This window comes from Mesorhizobium waimense (genome assembly GCF_003601975.1).
Classification (GTDB): Bacteria; Pseudomonadota; Alphaproteobacteria; order Rhizobiales; family Rhizobiaceae; genus Mesorhizobium; species Mesorhizobium waimense.
This window is the reverse complement of record NZ_QZWZ01000027.1, coordinates 51,584-65,098: the sequence shown is the minus strand read 5'-3', so window position 1 is coordinate 65,098 and position 13,515 is coordinate 51,584. Positions and strand designations below refer to the sequence as shown.

The 13,515-nt window shown below is 60.9% G+C and carries 19 protein-coding genes and 1 tRNA gene; 14 read left to right on the top strand and 6 right to left on the bottom strand.

Annotation, left to right across the window (positions count from 1 at the left end):
* Window positions 1–69: 69 nt before the first annotated feature.
* The 7 genes from D3227_RS27280 to D3227_RS27250 all read left to right on the top strand — a co-directional run bounded on the left by D3227_RS27280 (window position 70) and on the right by D3227_RS27250 (window position 4,881).
* The gene (locus D3227_RS27280) at window positions 70–1,113 is read left to right on the top strand and encodes a phage major capsid protein (RefSeq protein WP_167480868.1); all 1,044 of its coding nucleotides are present in this window, start codon (window positions 70–72) and stop codon (window positions 1,111–1,113) included.
* 10 nt (window positions 1,114–1,123) lie between these two features.
* Entirely contained in the window at window positions 1,124–2,251 is a 1,128-nt protein-coding gene (locus D3227_RS27275) for an HK97 family phage prohead protease (RefSeq protein ID WP_120017356.1), read from the top strand.
* Window positions 2,248–2,463 (top strand): hypothetical protein, encoded by a 216-nt coding sequence (locus tag D3227_RS27270; RefSeq protein WP_120017355.1) that lies wholly within the window; start codon window positions 2,248–2,250, stop codon window positions 2,461–2,463. The genes D3227_RS27275 and D3227_RS27270 overlap by 4 nt, the downstream gene beginning before the upstream one ends.
* Window positions 2,464–2,554: 91 nt before the next feature.
* Window positions 2,555–2,968, top strand: coding sequence for a hypothetical protein (locus D3227_RS27265; protein ID WP_147377697.1), 414 nt, complete (start codon window positions 2,555–2,557; stop codon window positions 2,966–2,968).
* Complete coding sequence (locus D3227_RS27260) at window positions 2,965–3,195, top strand: hypothetical protein (RefSeq protein WP_120017353.1); 231 nt, start codon at window positions 2,965–2,967, stop codon at window positions 3,193–3,195. The genes D3227_RS27265 and D3227_RS27260 overlap by 4 nt, the downstream gene beginning before the upstream one ends.
* Window positions 3,185–4,141, top strand: coding sequence for a hypothetical protein (locus D3227_RS27255; protein WP_120017352.1), 957 nt, complete (start codon window positions 3,185–3,187; stop codon window positions 4,139–4,141). The genes D3227_RS27260 and D3227_RS27255 overlap by 11 nt, the downstream gene beginning before the upstream one ends.
* Window positions 4,141–4,881, top strand: coding sequence for a LamG domain-containing protein (locus D3227_RS27250; protein WP_120017351.1), 741 nt, complete (start codon window positions 4,141–4,143; stop codon window positions 4,879–4,881). Before D3227_RS27255 ends, D3227_RS27250 begins: the two co-directional genes overlap by 1 nt.
* Window positions 4,882–5,316: 435 nt before the next feature.
* Here the strand turns inward: D3227_RS27250 and D3227_RS27245 are convergent, their stop codons facing one another.
* On the bottom strand, window positions 5,317–5,520 hold the full coding sequence (locus tag D3227_RS27245; protein ID WP_120017350.1) for a hypothetical protein: 204 nt from the start codon (window positions 5,518–5,520) through the stop codon (window positions 5,317–5,319).
* A 216-nt stretch (window positions 5,521–5,736) separates the two neighbouring features.
* On the opposite strand from D3227_RS27245, the gene D3227_RS27240 reads away from it, so the two are divergent.
* Together D3227_RS27240 and D3227_RS27235 are read left to right on the top strand one after the other, a co-directional pair.
* Entirely contained in the window at window positions 5,737–6,411 is a 675-nt protein-coding gene (locus D3227_RS27240) for a hypothetical protein (RefSeq protein ID WP_147377696.1), read from the top strand.
* Complete coding sequence (locus tag D3227_RS27235) at window positions 6,408–6,647, top strand: hypothetical protein (RefSeq protein ID WP_120017348.1); 240 nt, start codon at window positions 6,408–6,410, stop codon at window positions 6,645–6,647. Before D3227_RS27240 ends, D3227_RS27235 begins: the two co-directional genes overlap by 4 nt.
* A gap of 149 nt (window positions 6,648–6,796) precedes the next feature.
* Here D3227_RS27235 and D3227_RS27230 read toward each other — a convergent pair.
* From D3227_RS27230 to D3227_RS27225, 3 genes are all read right to left on the bottom strand, one after another.
* Window positions 6,797–6,882: transfer RNA gene (locus tag D3227_RS27230), tRNA-Leu, on the bottom strand.
* A gap of 276 nt (window positions 6,883–7,158) precedes the next feature.
* Window positions 7,159–7,284 carry a hypothetical protein gene (locus tag D3227_RS43860; protein ID WP_281034962.1) on the bottom strand — a complete coding sequence of 42 codons (126 nt, stop codon included), beginning with the start codon at window positions 7,282–7,284 and terminating at the stop codon, window positions 7,159–7,161.
* Window positions 7,285–7,500: 216 nt separating this feature from the next.
* A complete protein-coding gene (locus tag D3227_RS27225) occupies window positions 7,501–8,079 on the bottom strand; it encodes an NUDIX domain-containing protein (protein ID WP_120017392.1) in 579 nt (192 codons plus the stop codon).
* A 163-nt stretch (window positions 8,080–8,242) separates the two neighbouring features.
* Here D3227_RS27225 and D3227_RS27220 point away from each other — a divergent pair, with 163 nt between their 5' ends.
* From D3227_RS27220 to D3227_RS27210, 3 genes are all read left to right on the top strand, one after another.
* Window positions 8,243–9,346, top strand: a complete 1,104-nt coding sequence (locus tag D3227_RS27220) for an NADH:flavin oxidoreductase/NADH oxidase (protein WP_120017347.1) — start codon at window positions 8,243–8,245, stop codon at window positions 9,344–9,346.
* Between the two features lie 135 nt (window positions 9,347–9,481).
* Window positions 9,482–9,760 carry a DUF982 domain-containing protein gene (locus D3227_RS27215; RefSeq protein WP_120017346.1) on the top strand — a complete coding sequence of 93 codons (279 nt, stop codon included), beginning with the start codon at window positions 9,482–9,484 and terminating at the stop codon, window positions 9,758–9,760.
* 28 nt (window positions 9,761–9,788) lie between these two features.
* Entirely contained in the window at window positions 9,789–10,028 is a 240-nt protein-coding gene (locus D3227_RS27210) for a DUF2188 domain-containing protein (RefSeq protein ID WP_120017345.1), read from the top strand.
* Between the two features lie 72 nt (window positions 10,029–10,100).
* Here D3227_RS27210 and D3227_RS27205 read toward each other — a convergent pair whose 3' ends face one another.
* Both D3227_RS27205 and D3227_RS27200 read right to left on the bottom strand, forming a co-directional pair.
* Window positions 10,101–10,391: a hypothetical protein gene (locus D3227_RS27205; protein ID WP_120017344.1), complete on the bottom strand. Its 291-nt coding sequence runs from the start codon at window positions 10,389–10,391 to the stop codon at window positions 10,101–10,103.
* A 158-nt stretch (window positions 10,392–10,549) separates the two neighbouring features.
* A complete protein-coding gene (locus tag D3227_RS27200; RefSeq protein ID WP_120017343.1) occupies window positions 10,550–11,542 on the bottom strand; it encodes an alpha/beta fold hydrolase in 993 nt (330 codons plus the stop codon).
* Window positions 11,543–11,695: 153 nt separating this feature from the next.
* Here D3227_RS27200 and D3227_RS27195 point away from each other — a divergent pair, with 153 nt between their 5' ends.
* A complete protein-coding gene (locus D3227_RS27195) occupies window positions 11,696–12,445 on the top strand; it encodes a competence/damage-inducible protein A (RefSeq protein ID WP_120017391.1) in 750 nt (249 codons plus the stop codon).
* Window positions 12,446–12,535: 90 nt separating this feature from the next.
* Window positions 12,536–13,369, top strand: a complete 834-nt coding sequence (locus D3227_RS27190) for a universal stress protein (protein WP_120017342.1) — start codon at window positions 12,536–12,538, stop codon at window positions 13,367–13,369.
* Window positions 13,370–13,515 lie beyond the last annotated feature (146 nt).

The following is a 13,515-nucleotide window of genomic DNA, read 5'->3' as shown; positions in this document are numbered from 1 at the left end:
ACATGTTGCACCACGGGTTTTCGAAACGTGCGAAATTTAATGCCTGATTTGTTTCTGGAGAAATTCGCAATGCGCGGCACTGTTCACGTCACCACCGACATCGACAAGGGCATGGATTTCGCCCGCGTCGCTCGCGTCATGGCCTACTACAAAGATGCCGGCGAACTGGAATACGCCGACGCACCACCACGTATCATCGATGCCATCAAGGCCATGAAATCCGCTGTCGTCGGCGGAAGCATCGGCAATGGCACCTGGGGCAGCGAACTGGCGCCCTATAAGGTCGTCTCCGACGCCTTCATGGAATCGCTGCGGAACGTCGGCTGTTTCTTCCGGATCCTCGACGCGATGCTGAAGGTGCCGCTTCGCAGCCAGCTTGTGGCCTTCACCGCGAATGCGAGCGGCTATGTCACCGGAGAAGGCAGCGCCAAGCGCATGACGCGCATGTCCTTTGAGAACGAATACGTGGATGCCTTCCGAGCAACCGCTTTCGTTGTCGTTTCGAACGAATTGCTGAAGCTCGGAGCGCTCGCGGACCCGATCATTTCTCAGGAATTGCGCGGCGCCGTTTCCTATACCGCAGATGAGCAATTCCTCGCCATCCTCGATGCCGGCACGAACACTTCGGCGAGCGCGGGCAGCACCGTGAACGCGGTGCAACAGGATCTGAAAACCGCGTTGGCCGCTACCGATCTCGGAGCGCAGTCCAAGCTATTCTTCGTCGCGCATCCAGACCGCGTGAAACTGCTTGCCACGATGACCATCGACGGTGGCTACGCCTTTGCCGACATCAACCCTGTCAGCGGCGGCTTGCTGCTGAAGACGCCTCTCCTTCCGTGCGATGCCTGTGCATCCGACGCGTTCTATGTGGTCGACGCAAGCGGCCTCGCCGGCAACGCCGATGTTATCCAGGTCGACAATTTCAGGCACGCCTCGATCGTCATGGATGACGCGCCCAATTCGCCTCCCGATGCCAGCACCGTTCTTATCAACCTGTTCCAGCGCGGTCTCACGGCCATTCAGGCAAGCACGTATGCCGGCGCCAAGGTCGTTCGGGCAAACAGTGTCTACAAGCTGACCGGGGTCGATTGGGGCAGCGCGAATAGCCCGTGAGGTAACGCAAATGAACCGCGGCTATTCCATCCTAAATATCAAGAGTGTCTCGGAGGACGAGCGCACGATAACGGGCATCGCGAGCACGCCCGCGACCGATTTGCAAGACGACGTTGTCGAACCTCGCGGCGCCGTTTTCAAACTGCCGATTCCGTTGCTCTGGCAGCACAAGCACGACGCGCCCGTTGGCTGGGTAACGTCTGCAAAAGTCACCGACGCCGGCATCGAGATTGTCGCCAAGATTGCGAAGATCGCGGATCCAGGCACGCTGAAAGATCGCGTCGACGAGGCGTTTGCCGCCATAAAAGCAGGCCTTGTTCGCGGCCTATCGATCGGCTTCAAAGGCCTGGACTCTGAGCCAATTCGCGGCACCTACGGCGTTCGATATAAAAAATGGTTGTGGCTTGAACTTTCGGCCGTGACACTCGCGGCGAACGTGGAAGCCAGCATTCTGTCGGTGAAGCGGGCTGATTTCCGAGATGGTCGCTCGACACATATCGAGGTCGACCTCCAACGCGCAGCCGCGCTTGGCAAAGTCGATGCCGATATTTCCCGCATTGATCGGCTCATCGCTGACAAGCTGAAGCTCCTGAAAGCCGACGAGGCGAAGCACGCTCTGGACCAAAGCGTCGAGCTTCAGGCGCGTCTCAACAGCCAGATATCGACCCTTCGTAAGCAGGCAGACGAGGCGCAGGAAAAGCGCTTCAAGGCAGAGATTGGCGAGTTCGAAAAGCCTTTGCCGATAGCCCGGCTGCAGCAGTCAGAACCCGTCACGGAAGAAGTGCGGAAATACCTGGCAACCGAGACGGCTGCGCTGAAGGAATTGGGGCTGAACGAGGACACGCGCAACATGCCGTACACACATGGCCTGTTCGCCATCTTCTACAACAGTCTGACGACATCGCTACAGAAGATGCGCGACCGCATCGATGCCATCGAAGCGACCGGCCAGCAGGACGCGTACAAAGGGGTCTACCAGCGCGCGCTGCCATACAGCAAGGGCGCCATGGTCACACACGACGGAAGCCTCTGGGTGTCCCTGCAAGACGTGCAGGAAGGCACCCTACCAGGCAGCAATCCAACATCGTGGCAACTCGCCGCGAAAGGCGCCACCAAGATGGAAAGGACGAAGACATGAAGACGATGGAAGACGCAAGCGCACTGATCGACAAGGCCATCCAGACTGCGCTTGAACGCGCAAGCATAGACCTCGCAGACGGTCGCACGCCACAGGAGTTGGCGGCTGCGCTCGCCAGATACGACGCTGATCTGGCGATATGGAAAGTCGACGCTCTGGCATCGGCGAAGCGCTTCGCTCTCGATCCGAGGGCGCACGGCAGCGTGCAGTAGGCCGGGGGGACGTCGCGTCTCAGGGGCCATGAAGCCCAGACCGGTTCCCGAAAGTTAGTTGCGATAAATCCGTACAAAAAAAGGTTCTGAAATGGGCAGTAGAGGCAGAAAATCAGCCGAAGCACTGACGGTTGTCACGCTGGCGAACCGCATTGCACCGGACGCGCCATATCACTTGACTGATGCGCAGGCGGCTATCTGGCGCGGCATTGTCGACACGCTTCCGGCTGAATTCTTCCCAAGCGAATCTTTTGACACGCTTGCCGCCTATTGCCGGCATGCATGTGAGGTGCGGCGCCTCTCCGGCGAGGTCGAGAGGTTCAAGACCGAATGGCTGCGGGATGGCGAAGGATTGCGGCGCTACGGCGTGCTGATCAAACTGCGCGAATTGGAAGTCCGCAGCATGCTGGCTGCGGCGCGGAGTTTGAGGCTGACGAATCAATCCAGGTACCGGGCCGACAGCGCGGCGACGCGGTCAAAGCCGCTGACGAGGCCCTGGCTATGATCCCGCTCGATGACATTGCCCAGATAGCCGTGATCCCCAAGAACGCACACGTAGAGTTGCGCATTGGCCTTGGGATACACGAGCGCAGCGGCGCGCTCATGCTGAATTTTTCAATTGGCCCGGTAGGCGGCGGACCGGCGACCAAAAGTTTAGGGATCAAGGCAAGCCTCATCCCAGACGTTCAAGCGGCACTTACTCAGGCATACGAGATAGCCAGTGGCAAATGACCTCAACCTATATCTGATCGCTGATGGCCAGGCAGACGACCAATGGCAGACGAGCAATGACGGCCTCACACAATTGGCGAACGCCACGACAGACACCTATGCCGTGGATTTCTCGGCTGGCAACGTCACGCTCACGTCGACGCAATATCGATCGGCGATGGTGTTCAAGCCAAGTGCGGCATTGGCGGCAGCTCGCACGCTCATCCTGCCGGCGGTCAAGCGGCCATTTGAATTTCATAACAGCGACGCGACTTACACCGTTACGCTCAAGAGCACCGATGGCGCCTCGCCAGAGACCGCTCTGACGAAAGCGGTAGCTCCGGGCGAGATATTCATCGGCTACACCAACGGCTCCTCTCCGGGGCTCTACGGCGCCGTTGTATCGACATCGGGCAGCGGCGTGAGCGATGGTGACAAGGGCGACATTACTGTCAGCGGCACCGGCACCGTCTGGAGCGTGGACGCCTTTACAGGAGGAGTAGCCGGCAACATCCTATACTATGATGGCAACTCGCCAGCAGGCTGGCAGAGGCTTGCTCCCGGAACCAGCGGGCAATTTCTTAAGACCCTAGGTTCTGCCGCCCCTGCTTGGGGTGACCCGCCTTATGATGTTCCCCTGAGCTTTTCTGGAACGCCTACAGCCGGGCAGTTGATCGGGAAAACCGTTGTTACCAGAGACGTTGCCTTCCCAGCAAATTTCTCAGGTTCGGCTGGGCATATCGGCACCAATCCCACAAGCACGTTCGCCATCGATGTTCAGGACAATGGCGTCTCGATCGGCACCATCTCGATTTCGACAGGCGGCGTTTTCACGTTCACGACAAGCAGCGGAACAGCCAAGACCGTTTCTTCCGGCCATCGCCTTGAGTTCTATGCTCCTGCAAATTCTCCGGCTGACGCAACCGCAGCAAATATCGCGGCGACACTCAAGGGCTCGGCAAGCTAATGTTGTTAGGCAGCGGCACATTCTTCGGCGGAGCTGGCGGCGGCGGCGGTCCTGCCACAGATCCATATTTCGCAAATGTCGTTCTGCTCTGCGGCTTTAACGGCACAGACGGCGCGACCACCGCACCGGACGAAAGCTTATCGGCCAAGACACTCACATTCGTTGGCGATGCCCAGATCGATACCGCACGGTCAAAATTCGACGGGGCTTCGCTGCTTCTCGACGGCACCGGGGATCGAGTTACGGTCCCGGATAGCCTGGATTGGGACTTGTCGGATGCAAACTCCGATCAGTTTACAGTTGAATGTTGGATTTACCCCACGGTCGGCAACACCACCCAGTACTTAATCGCGCAGTCTGGGAACATCGGCAACTGGTCTTGGGGCTTGGGCTTCAGCGACCTGACGATTTTTTTCCAGTGGTCACCGAACGGAACTACACCAATGAATTCGCTCACCTACGCAAGCCCGACAATGAGTCTCAATGCCTGGCATCACGCTTGTGTAGACAAGGACGCCACCGGCAAGATCCGGCTCTATGTCGATGGCGTCATGCGAGCCTCGTCCACTCCGGCCAATAGCGCGTTCTTCAACTCGACGGCGACACTGCAGATTGGTGCGTTCAACGCGGCGAACTTCTTCAACGGCTCGATCGACGAGGCGCGCATCACCAAAGGTGTCGCACGCTATGCTTCGGATAGTGGCTTCACTGTCCCGACTGAGGCTTTCCCGAGGAGCTAAGAGAGACCCGGCGGGGGGGGTATTCAGGCAAAAATCGCCCGACATTCCGCCGACCGCTCGCCGATCTAAAATTAGCAAAAAAGCAGATTAAAATCCTAGAATGTCCAATGTGGCTAAGCTAAGCAATTGTTTTCACATAGCTATGTGCGGCTAACTGGGTCGGAAACGGACCCAGTTTCTGCCGTTTTGGCCCACTTTCGCGAGTTTTGCGGCGTCTGGCCAAAAAACTGCGGATTTTGCGGAAACGCGTGTTGCGGGGGGCGAGCGGTAGGCGAGATAAGTCGGCAAATTTGCCGGAATACCCCCGCACAGCAGGTGCGCTCACTGATAACGTTATTAGTGACCTCAACATTTCAATCGCGGACGGGTGCGAAAACCATGGGGGCCGGTCGCCGAGATAAGGGGGCAAATTTGCCCGCTTCCCCCCGCCATGACTTAGCCAGCGAGGCGGTCGATACCCTGCAATACGACCGCCAACCAAGCAGCGATTGCGGCGTACCCTGCCCATCTTCCTTGTCGCTGAATGTCGTCCATAAAATCATCGATGGAATTGCGGATTTCGACCTTTGCGGCACGAAACCCCAATCCAGCCGCTACCAGGCTCGAAACTATCGAGATGTAAGGCAAAACGTCTTTCATCAGCTTCCCTCATGACTGCCCCGGAGTGGGGCGCTTGACGTCGACAGCGAAATGAGAACATCTTAGGCGCACCGGCTGACAGCGCTAACTGCCAGCCGGCACTTGTCTCAGGAAGCCGGATCAGGGCCTCGCAGTGACCGACACCAGATTTACCACTCCGTTCACGATTCGCTAGGCGTTGCCTTGGCTTCCCTCAACCAATGAGAGGGAATGCACATGACGACAATGACACGACGCGCCGCATTGGGCGCAATAGCCTGTATTCCGGCCATAGGAGCCGCTACAGCGGCCGTAGCCAGGCCAGAGGCCGTCAGTCTCCATCCCGACGCCGAACTGTTCCAGCTAGAGCGGGAGATAGACGCGCTCAAGGATCGGATGGACAAGCTCGAAAAGTCGCAAAGACGGTTGTGCCGGAAGGCCGAGAAAGCAGCCGGACAGCAGCCGCTCCGTCCCTCCGATTGGGAAAAACAGGTGCCGTCCATGCCGGACGATCTGAAGGCAATGCGAACAAAAGCGCAAGATCATGTCACGTTCGGCGATGTCTTGCGGGGCGCTGAATGGGAGCCACCGGCGGTGCTCGCGTGGCATGCGGCCATTGCAAGCGAACGAGCCGCGATCAAGGCCGCCTGGGACCAATTCTCGGGGAGTCTCGACGAGCATCATCGACTCCTTGGGTATGACGCCCAAGAGGAGGAATTCGATAATGCAGTGAGTGAGCATTGGGAGATTGGCCGGCGCATCTTTGAGATCCCCGCGCGCACCCTTGATGGTATGGCCGTGAAGGTGAGGACGGCAAAGAGCCTTGGCATTCTCGAAACGGGCGATGATGACGATGCGCTTACATCGATCGCAGCTGACATTCTGCGCATTGCTCAAGGCGGTGCCGTATGAACGAGCTACCCAAATTCAAAATCACTGACGACGATATCTTTCGCGCCTATGACGCTTGCGCAATCATCCGTGTCTGTGAATTGGCGGCGGAGCAAATTCCGGAACTGGCGCAAGACGCCCTCGTCCATGAAGCGGTAGGCGATATCAGGAGGTTGTTAGCTATCGCGGGGAAGATTGCCGCGCAATCGCTCACTGCCCTGGAGCTTGCGCAAATGAGTCACGCACACGCCGCCTGATCATTCCGCAAGCGAAAGCGACAAAGGCCCGGCGGCTTCGGCTTCCGGGCCTTTTTTGTCTCTTCGGCTACCCTGACGGCTACCCACGGCAGATTTTCTTGGGTAGCCATCCCCAACGTCAAGTCACATTTTCTACAATGATTTCAACGTGGTGCGGACGACGGGAATCGAACCCGTACGATCAGAGATCGAGGGATTTTAAGTCCCTTGCGTCTACCAATTCCGCCACGTCCGCGCCCGTTGCTTTTCAAGGCTTCGCGCCAAAACGTCAACCGCCTCTGTGCAGGCACAAGAATGTGCTACTTCCGGAACACAGGCTCCGGAGGTCGCAAGGGGCTTACAGCCGAGGCTCAGCTGGCGCGCTGGCGATCTAACGGAATGATCGGTCAGCACTTGGGAGCAGGAGCATTCGCGTCCTGGCTGCTCGCCGTCGTGCTGTGTGCCTGCTGGCCGGTCAGGCATTCCTTCGCGGCAGTCGGTGTTGTGCCCCCCGTTGTCGTCGGGTCGAGGTTCATCCCGCCGGCCGCGCCATATTGACCTTGGCCGCATCGCTCTTGGTGTTGGTTGTGGCCGTTTGCGCCAGGGCAAAGCCTGCCGACAGTGCCAGTACCAGTGATGTGAGCATGAACCGTTGCATGGAACTACTCCTTACTTTTGCAGGCGCCTTGCGACAGGCGCCTCCATGCCCGCCGCCGATATTCTCCTGTCCCGGAGCTGGCGGCTTGGTTAACAGCATATTAACAAATTCGCAGATTGTAACGAGCCTTGGCAGGCCCGATGCCGGAGCATCGGCATCCGGCTGCCTCAAGCGCTCAATGTCCCGCGCACTCGGGTGCTAAAACAGGCAGTCGTTTCAGGCTGGAATCGGGTACAATTTCAGGTGCTGGATGAGGATGATCGTCTTGGCGTCGACGATGCGGCCGTCGGCAATGCCGGCCAGCGCGTCATCAAGGGTCATTTCCAGGACCTCGATGTCCTCGCCTTCTTCCGGCGCGCCGCCTCCGGCCGAAATGCGGTCGGCAGGCGTGTAGCGGGCAATGAAGAACCAGAGCCGTTCAGTCACGCTGCCGGGGCTCATATAGGGCGCAAACAGCCGCTCGACGTCCTTCAGCCGGTAGCCGAGTTCCTCCTCCGCCTCCTTGCGGATACAGGTTTCAGGATCGTTTTCGTCGAGCAGGCCGGCACAGGCCTCGATCAGGGGCTCGCGATGGCCAGTGACATAGGCCGGATAGCGGAACTGCCGCACAAGCAGCACTGTCGAGCGCTCGGGGTCGAACGGCAGGATCACCGCACCGTCGCCGCGATCGTAGGTCTGGCGGATCTGCGTTTCCCACTGCCCGTCGCGGCGGCGATAGTCTAGGACGGTCTTCTTCAGGACCGCCCAGTCATCGGAAAGCACTTCCTCCGAACGGATGCGAATGCGATCTTCCATGATGAACTCCGATGAACCCATGCTCGCGCACGAGGCGTAGCCGCGAACCGCCATTCATGCAATCGGGCCAGCCATTGGTCCAGAGCGGTCATTCGCCACCCCGTGTCTGGCGCCGGCCGCATCGCCTGACTAAATAGCGGACTACGCCCTCCAGGAGCTTTCGATGACCACATCGCTTTTCCAGCCGATCACGCTCGGCGGCCTCACCTTTCCGAACCGCATAGCGGTGGCGCCGATGTGCCAGTATTCCGCCGAGGACGGCTCGGCCAGCGACTGGCACCTCCATCACTGGATGAACCTTGCAATCTCCGGCGCCGGCATGGTCACCGTCGAGATGACCGACGTCGAACGGCGCGGCCGCATCTCGCATGGCTGCCTCGGCCTTTATTCCGACGACAACGAGGCAGCGGCAAAGCGCACGCTCGATGCGGCAAGGCGCGTCGCCCCACCCGGCACCAAATTCGGCACCCAGCTCGCCCATGCCGGCCGCAAGGCCTCTAACAGGAAACCATGGGAAGGCGGCGGACCGCTCGCGGCCGACCAGGACCCCTGGCCGGTCGTATCCGCCTCGGCCATCGCCTACGACACCGGCTGGCAGGTGCCGCATGCCCTCGAGGATGCGGAGATCCTGCAACTCATCGAACGCTTCGCCGAGGCGGCAAGGCGGGCCGAACGGGCCGGCTTCGATTTCATCGAGCTGCACGCAGCACACGGCTATCTGATCTTCCAGTTCCTGTCGCCGCTGTCCAACCAGCGCACCGACCGTTGGGGCGGCTCGCTGGAAAACCGCATGCGCTTTGTCGTCGAGATCGCCAAAGCGGTGCGAAAGGCCGTGCCCGGTCTGATGCTCGGCGCGCGCCTGTCGGTGAAGGAATGGGTCGATGGCGGCTTCGATGTCGAGGACGCGATTGCGGTCGCCAAGGCGCTGAAGGCTGAGGGCATCGCCTATCTCTGCTGCTCGAGCGGCGGCAATTCGCCATTGCAGCAGCTGCCGTCGGGCCCCGGCTATCAGGTGCATCTGGCGGAAGCCCTGCGCAAGGGAGCCGGCATCCCGACGCGTGCCGTCGGCCTGATCGACGATCCGCAACAGGCCGAGACGATCATCGCAGACGGCCGTGCCGATATGGTGGCGCTGGCGCGCGCCTTCCTCGCCGACCCGCGCTGGGGCTGGCGCGCGGCGGCCACCTTCGGCGAGGAAATCCACCCGGCGCCGCAGCTTGCCCGCTCGGTGACGACGATGCGGCACTGGATGAAGGCAGCGGGTTGATCGACTGCGTCGACAACGAGCTGATCCGACTTCGTCGGCAGCTAGATGACCGCGCCGGATTGCGGCTACTGAGACGTTTGGGCGCACGCTGGCAGACACGATTGCAACCAAATTGGCTGCTTTGCGTTGGCGGCCATGATGGACAGCAAACCTTTTGAGAAGCCGGTGGTGGTCGAACTCGGCCATGTCGGCAAATATCGCCAGATCCGCAGCACCCGGGAAGCCGCGGAGTGCCTGATGACAGTGTGGCCGCTCAACCGCGGCCCTCGGCATCGTGATGCCCTCGACACTTGCCTCAAAGTGCTGGAAGGATATCGTTCGACCGCCGATGCGCGCCGGGCATTGATCGAAGCGGCCAAGGAATCGGAAGTGCTGGTTCCCGACGACAGGCTGCTCGATAGCAAGCTGCATTGAGCAACGAGCCTTTCACCAGGAGGACTTCATGGCGAAGCTGACTTACAAGATCGTCGAGCATGATGGCGGCTGGGCCTACAAGGTCGGCTCGACCTTTTCGGAGACGTTCCCCAGTCATCAGGACGCGTTGCGCGCCGCCGAGATCGCATCGGCCGAGCAGCAGATTGCCGGCACCACGGACGGCATCCAGTACGAGGACGCGGACGGCAAGTGGCATGACGAACTGGCTGACGGCCGGGATCGGCCGCAAACTGAAGTTTCCGATTAGCCCGGTATTGGTAATTGCGGCGGCTGCGGATGCCCGCGAGAGCATCCGGCCAGCCACCCGCAGTGCGGTCGATCACTTGCCGCAGTAGTGATCGTTGACGTTCAACCCGGCATTGGCGTCGGGTCCAGTCGTGTTCGAGGCACAGGGCCCGACCGGACCGTGATTGCCCAGCGTGTTCAGGCCCGAAACATCGCCGCCGACGTTGACGCTGCTTGTGGTGTTCGGATCAACGGTCATCGACTGTTCGTTCGTGGCAGCAGGGCGATGGCGGGTGTGCGATGTGTAGACGTCGCTCGATTGCGCCATCGCCGCGGTGGCGAGACCAGCAGTGAGGACCGAGGCTGCGAGAAGTCTGCTAAGCATGGAGATGCTCCATTTCGTCTAGGGTTCGATTGCGTCGCTTTGCACGACAGGGCTAGAACCCATGCACTGGCTCGAAGTTCCGCGGTAAAAGCCGTTAAAGCGCTGAAACTTCGACACCTTTTTGTGAGTGATGCGTGAAGTCGCGGCCAGCCGTTCGGTCAGGCTCGATCGGCGCCCGAAAGGCTCCTGGCGGCAAACGCGCGCTCGGCAATGCGTTTGACGAAAGTGATGACGCGCTCCGGATCGGCGAATTGCGGCATGTGGCCAAGGCCATCGACGGCCTCGAAATCGAGCCCTTTGATCCTGTCCCGCATCGGCTCGCCATGGGCAGCGATGCCAATGACGCGGTCCACAGTGCCGAACAGGATGCCGGCCGGCATGGCGATCTCGCCATAGCGCTGCTCGATGCGGCCGAGATCTTGCTCCACCGCCACGACGTCGGTCGAAGTCGCATGATAATGGGCGGGCCGCAGCCCGAGCCAGCCGCCGCCTCCGATCATGTAGTCGTCGGTAACGGCCTGTGGTGCGAAGATGAATTTCATCGTCGGCTCCGCATATTTCAAGCTTGCCGGTATCGCCACCGTATAGGCCATGATCCAGCGCACCAGGCATGAAGGAACATAGAGCAGGTCGAATTTCTGGCGCACCCTGGGTTCCAGATGCGTCAATGGCGCCAGCAGGGCTATGCCCGAAATTGTCTCGGGATGTTCCACCGCCAGGGTCAGCGCGATGGCGCCGCCAAGCGAATGCCCGACGATCAAAGGCTGCTCCAGCCCTAGCTCCTCGATGAAGCGCCGCACCAGCTGCGCCTGCTCCGGCAGCCGGCCAGTCGCTCCGCTTGCCCGTGGCGAATGGCCCGAGCCCGGGCGGTCGAGCGCGATCAGACGGTAGCCCGCGCCGAAACGCCCGAACAGCGTGTAGCGGAAATGGTGAAGCTGCGCGCCAAGCCCATGCAGGAAGACGATCGGCCTGCCCTCGCCTTCCTCGACATAGTGGATGCGGTTGCCGTCGATTTCGATGAATTTTCCGCTCGCTGGCACCAGCCTCCCGGCCTTCGCGGCAATCCACCATGTCGCCAGAACCAGGCCGGCGACCACGATCACCGCCAGCAGCAGGCCGCCGAACAGCCACGACAGAACAGACAGAAGCATTTTTCACCCGAAGCGAACGCCCCGCACCATACCTGCCGCCGGTGCCACCGCAAGGCTATCGACGCGCGATCCGTGGCGCATTGCCGCCGGCCGCCCGCCGCGCTATCTCAGGCGACCCAGTCTTCCCAAGGCGACATGTTGCCGGAGCCTCTCATGCCTGAAATCGTCACCGCCGCCATGCTTGTCATCGGCGACGAGATCCTGTCCGGCCGTACCAAGGACCGGAACATCGGCCATCTCGCCGACATCATGACAGCGATCGGCATCGACCTGAAGGAAGTGCGCATCGTTCCCGACGAGGAGGACGAGATCGTCGCCGCGGTGATTGCCGTGCGCGCCCGCTACACCTACGTCTTCACCACCGGCGGCATCGGCCCAACGCACGACGACATCACGGCGGATTCGATCTCCAAGGCCTTCGGCGTGCCGTGCGAATATGACGCCAAGGCCTATGCCATGCTGGAAGCGAGCTACGCCGCGCGCGGCATCGAATACACCGAAGCACGCAAGCGCATGGCGCGCATGCCACGCGGCGCCGACCATATCGACAATCCCGTCTCGATCGCGCCCGGCTTTCGCATCGGCAACGTCCATGTCATGGCCGGTGTGCCGTCGATCTTCCAGGCCATGCTGGACAATGTCGTGCCGACGCTGAAGGCAGGCACCAAAATGCTCTCGGCCACCGTGCATTGCCCGTTCGGCGAAGGCCTTGTCGGCGGACCACTGGGCGACATCCAGAAAGCCCATCCGGACACGATCATCGGCTCCTATCCGAAATATGGCGACGGCAAGTTCTGGACCGAGCTCGTCGTCCGCGCCCGCAGCAAAGAGGCGTTGGAGGCGGCAAGCAAGGATGTCGAAGCCATGGTGGCCGGCATCGCCGCCGGCGCAACCGAACCGTGATCCCCGGGCGGTGATCGGCCCGGAACCAAGCATGGCATTCTGACGTTTCCCTCGGGCGCACGCAGCGCCAGCAGATTTTGAGGGATTCCCATGCGCTTCAAGACCATCGTCGCGATATTGCAGAACGAACAGGATGCCGAGCGCGTGCTCGACTGCGCCATCCCGCTTGCCGACCGCTTCCAGAGCCATCTCGTCGGCATCCATGCCGAGGCGCTTCCCGTCCCCTACACCTCCGCGACGGGCTTTCCCGACACTGAGTTCCTGCAGGTCTCCGCCGAAATGAACAAGGAGCGGGCCGAAAAATTGCAGGCGCTCTTTCTCAAGCGCATCGAGGAGTCCGGCCTGTCCTTCGAATGGCGCAGCCTCGAGAGCTTTTCCGGCGACAGCGCACTGACCGGTATCTCCAACGTCCGTGCCGCCGATCTGGTTATCGCCGCGCAGCGCGACACCGGCGGCGATCCGAGCGCCGACGTCGACACGCTGGTCTACGATGCCGGCCGGCCCGTGCTCGTCGTGCCGCATGCCGGCCCTCTTGTCACCACCTTCAAGCATGTGCTGCTGGCCTGGAACGGCAGCAAGGAGGCCGCCCGCGCGGCCTTCGACGCCCTGCCCTTCATCATAGAGGCCGAAAAGACGGACATACTGGTCATCGATCCGCCGGAGACGCTGGACGAGAGCCCGGACGCCGCCGGCGCCGAAATCGCCGCCGCGCTTTCCAGGCATGGTGCCACCGTCAGCGTCTCCGTGCAGCAGTCGGGCGGCATCTCGGTCGATGACCTCATCCAGACCAGGATCGCCGAAACCGGCGCCGACCTTTTGGTGCTCGGCGCCTACAGCCACTCCTGGCTGCGCCAGCTTCTTTTCGGCGGCGTGACGCGCACAGTGCTGCGCACAGTGCAGGTTGCGGCGTTCCTGTCGCGGTAATGCCTGTCGCCCAAAAGTGCGTAGCGGTTTTTGGGATAACGACATGCACACACAAAGAACTTGAAGCGCGTCGCATAGGGCCGTTTGAATGCGACGCGCTTCAAGTCCACAGCCAATAGCTGGGACGCCCTTGCCAATGCCAGCGC

Bases quoted from the DNA above. Each gene is read 5' to 3' on its own strand.
- D3227_RS27190 (WP_120017342.1), top strand. From the start codon at position 12,536: ATGCGCTTCAAGACCATCGTCGCGATATTGCAGAACGAACAGGATGCC.
- D3227_RS27220 (WP_120017347.1), top strand. From the start codon at position 8,243: ATGACCACATCGCTTTTCCAGCCGATCACGCTCGGCGGCCTCACCTTT.
- D3227_RS27215 (WP_120017346.1), top strand. From the start codon at position 9,482: ATGATGGACAGCAAACCTTTTGAGAAGCCGGTGGTGGTCGAACTCGGC.
- D3227_RS27265 (WP_147377697.1), top strand. From the start codon at position 2,555: ATGGGCAGTAGAGGCAGAAAATCAGCCGAAGCACTGACGGTTGTCACG.
- D3227_RS27210 (WP_120017345.1), top strand. From the start codon at position 9,789: ATGGCGAAGCTGACTTACAAGATCGTCGAGCATGATGGCGGCTGGGCC.
- D3227_RS27280 (WP_167480868.1), top strand. From the start codon at position 70: ATGCGCGGCACTGTTCACGTCACCACCGACATCGACAAGGGCATGGAT.
- D3227_RS27225 (WP_120017392.1), bottom strand. From the start codon at position 8,079: ATGGAAGATCGCATTCGCATCCGTTCGGAGGAAGTGCTTTCCGATGAC.
- D3227_RS27275 (WP_120017356.1), top strand. From the start codon at position 1,124: ATGAACCGCGGCTATTCCATCCTAAATATCAAGAGTGTCTCGGAGGAC.
- D3227_RS27200 (WP_120017343.1), bottom strand. From the start codon at position 11,542: ATGCTTCTGTCTGTTCTGTCGTGGCTGTTCGGCGGCCTGCTGCTGGCG.
- D3227_RS27205 (WP_120017344.1), bottom strand. From the start codon at position 10,391: ATGCTTAGCAGACTTCTCGCAGCCTCGGTCCTCACTGCTGGTCTCGCC.
- D3227_RS43860 (WP_281034962.1), bottom strand. From the start codon at position 7,284: ATGCAACGGTTCATGCTCACATCACTGGTACTGGCACTGTCGGCAGGC.
- D3227_RS27235 (WP_120017348.1), top strand. From the start codon at position 6,408: ATGAACGAGCTACCCAAATTCAAAATCACTGACGACGATATCTTTCGC.
- D3227_RS27250 (WP_120017351.1), top strand. From the start codon at position 4,141: ATGTTGTTAGGCAGCGGCACATTCTTCGGCGGAGCTGGCGGCGGCGGC.
- D3227_RS27270 (WP_120017355.1), top strand. From the start codon at position 2,248: ATGAAGACGATGGAAGACGCAAGCGCACTGATCGACAAGGCCATCCAG.
- D3227_RS27240 (WP_147377696.1), top strand. From the start codon at position 5,737: ATGACGACAATGACACGACGCGCCGCATTGGGCGCAATAGCCTGTATT.
- D3227_RS27245 (WP_120017350.1), bottom strand. From the start codon at position 5,520: ATGAAAGACGTTTTGCCTTACATCTCGATAGTTTCGAGCCTGGTAGCG.
- D3227_RS27195 (WP_120017391.1), top strand. From the start codon at position 11,696: ATGCCTGAAATCGTCACCGCCGCCATGCTTGTCATCGGCGACGAGATC.
- D3227_RS27260 (WP_120017353.1), top strand. From the start codon at position 2,965: ATGATCCCGCTCGATGACATTGCCCAGATAGCCGTGATCCCCAAGAAC.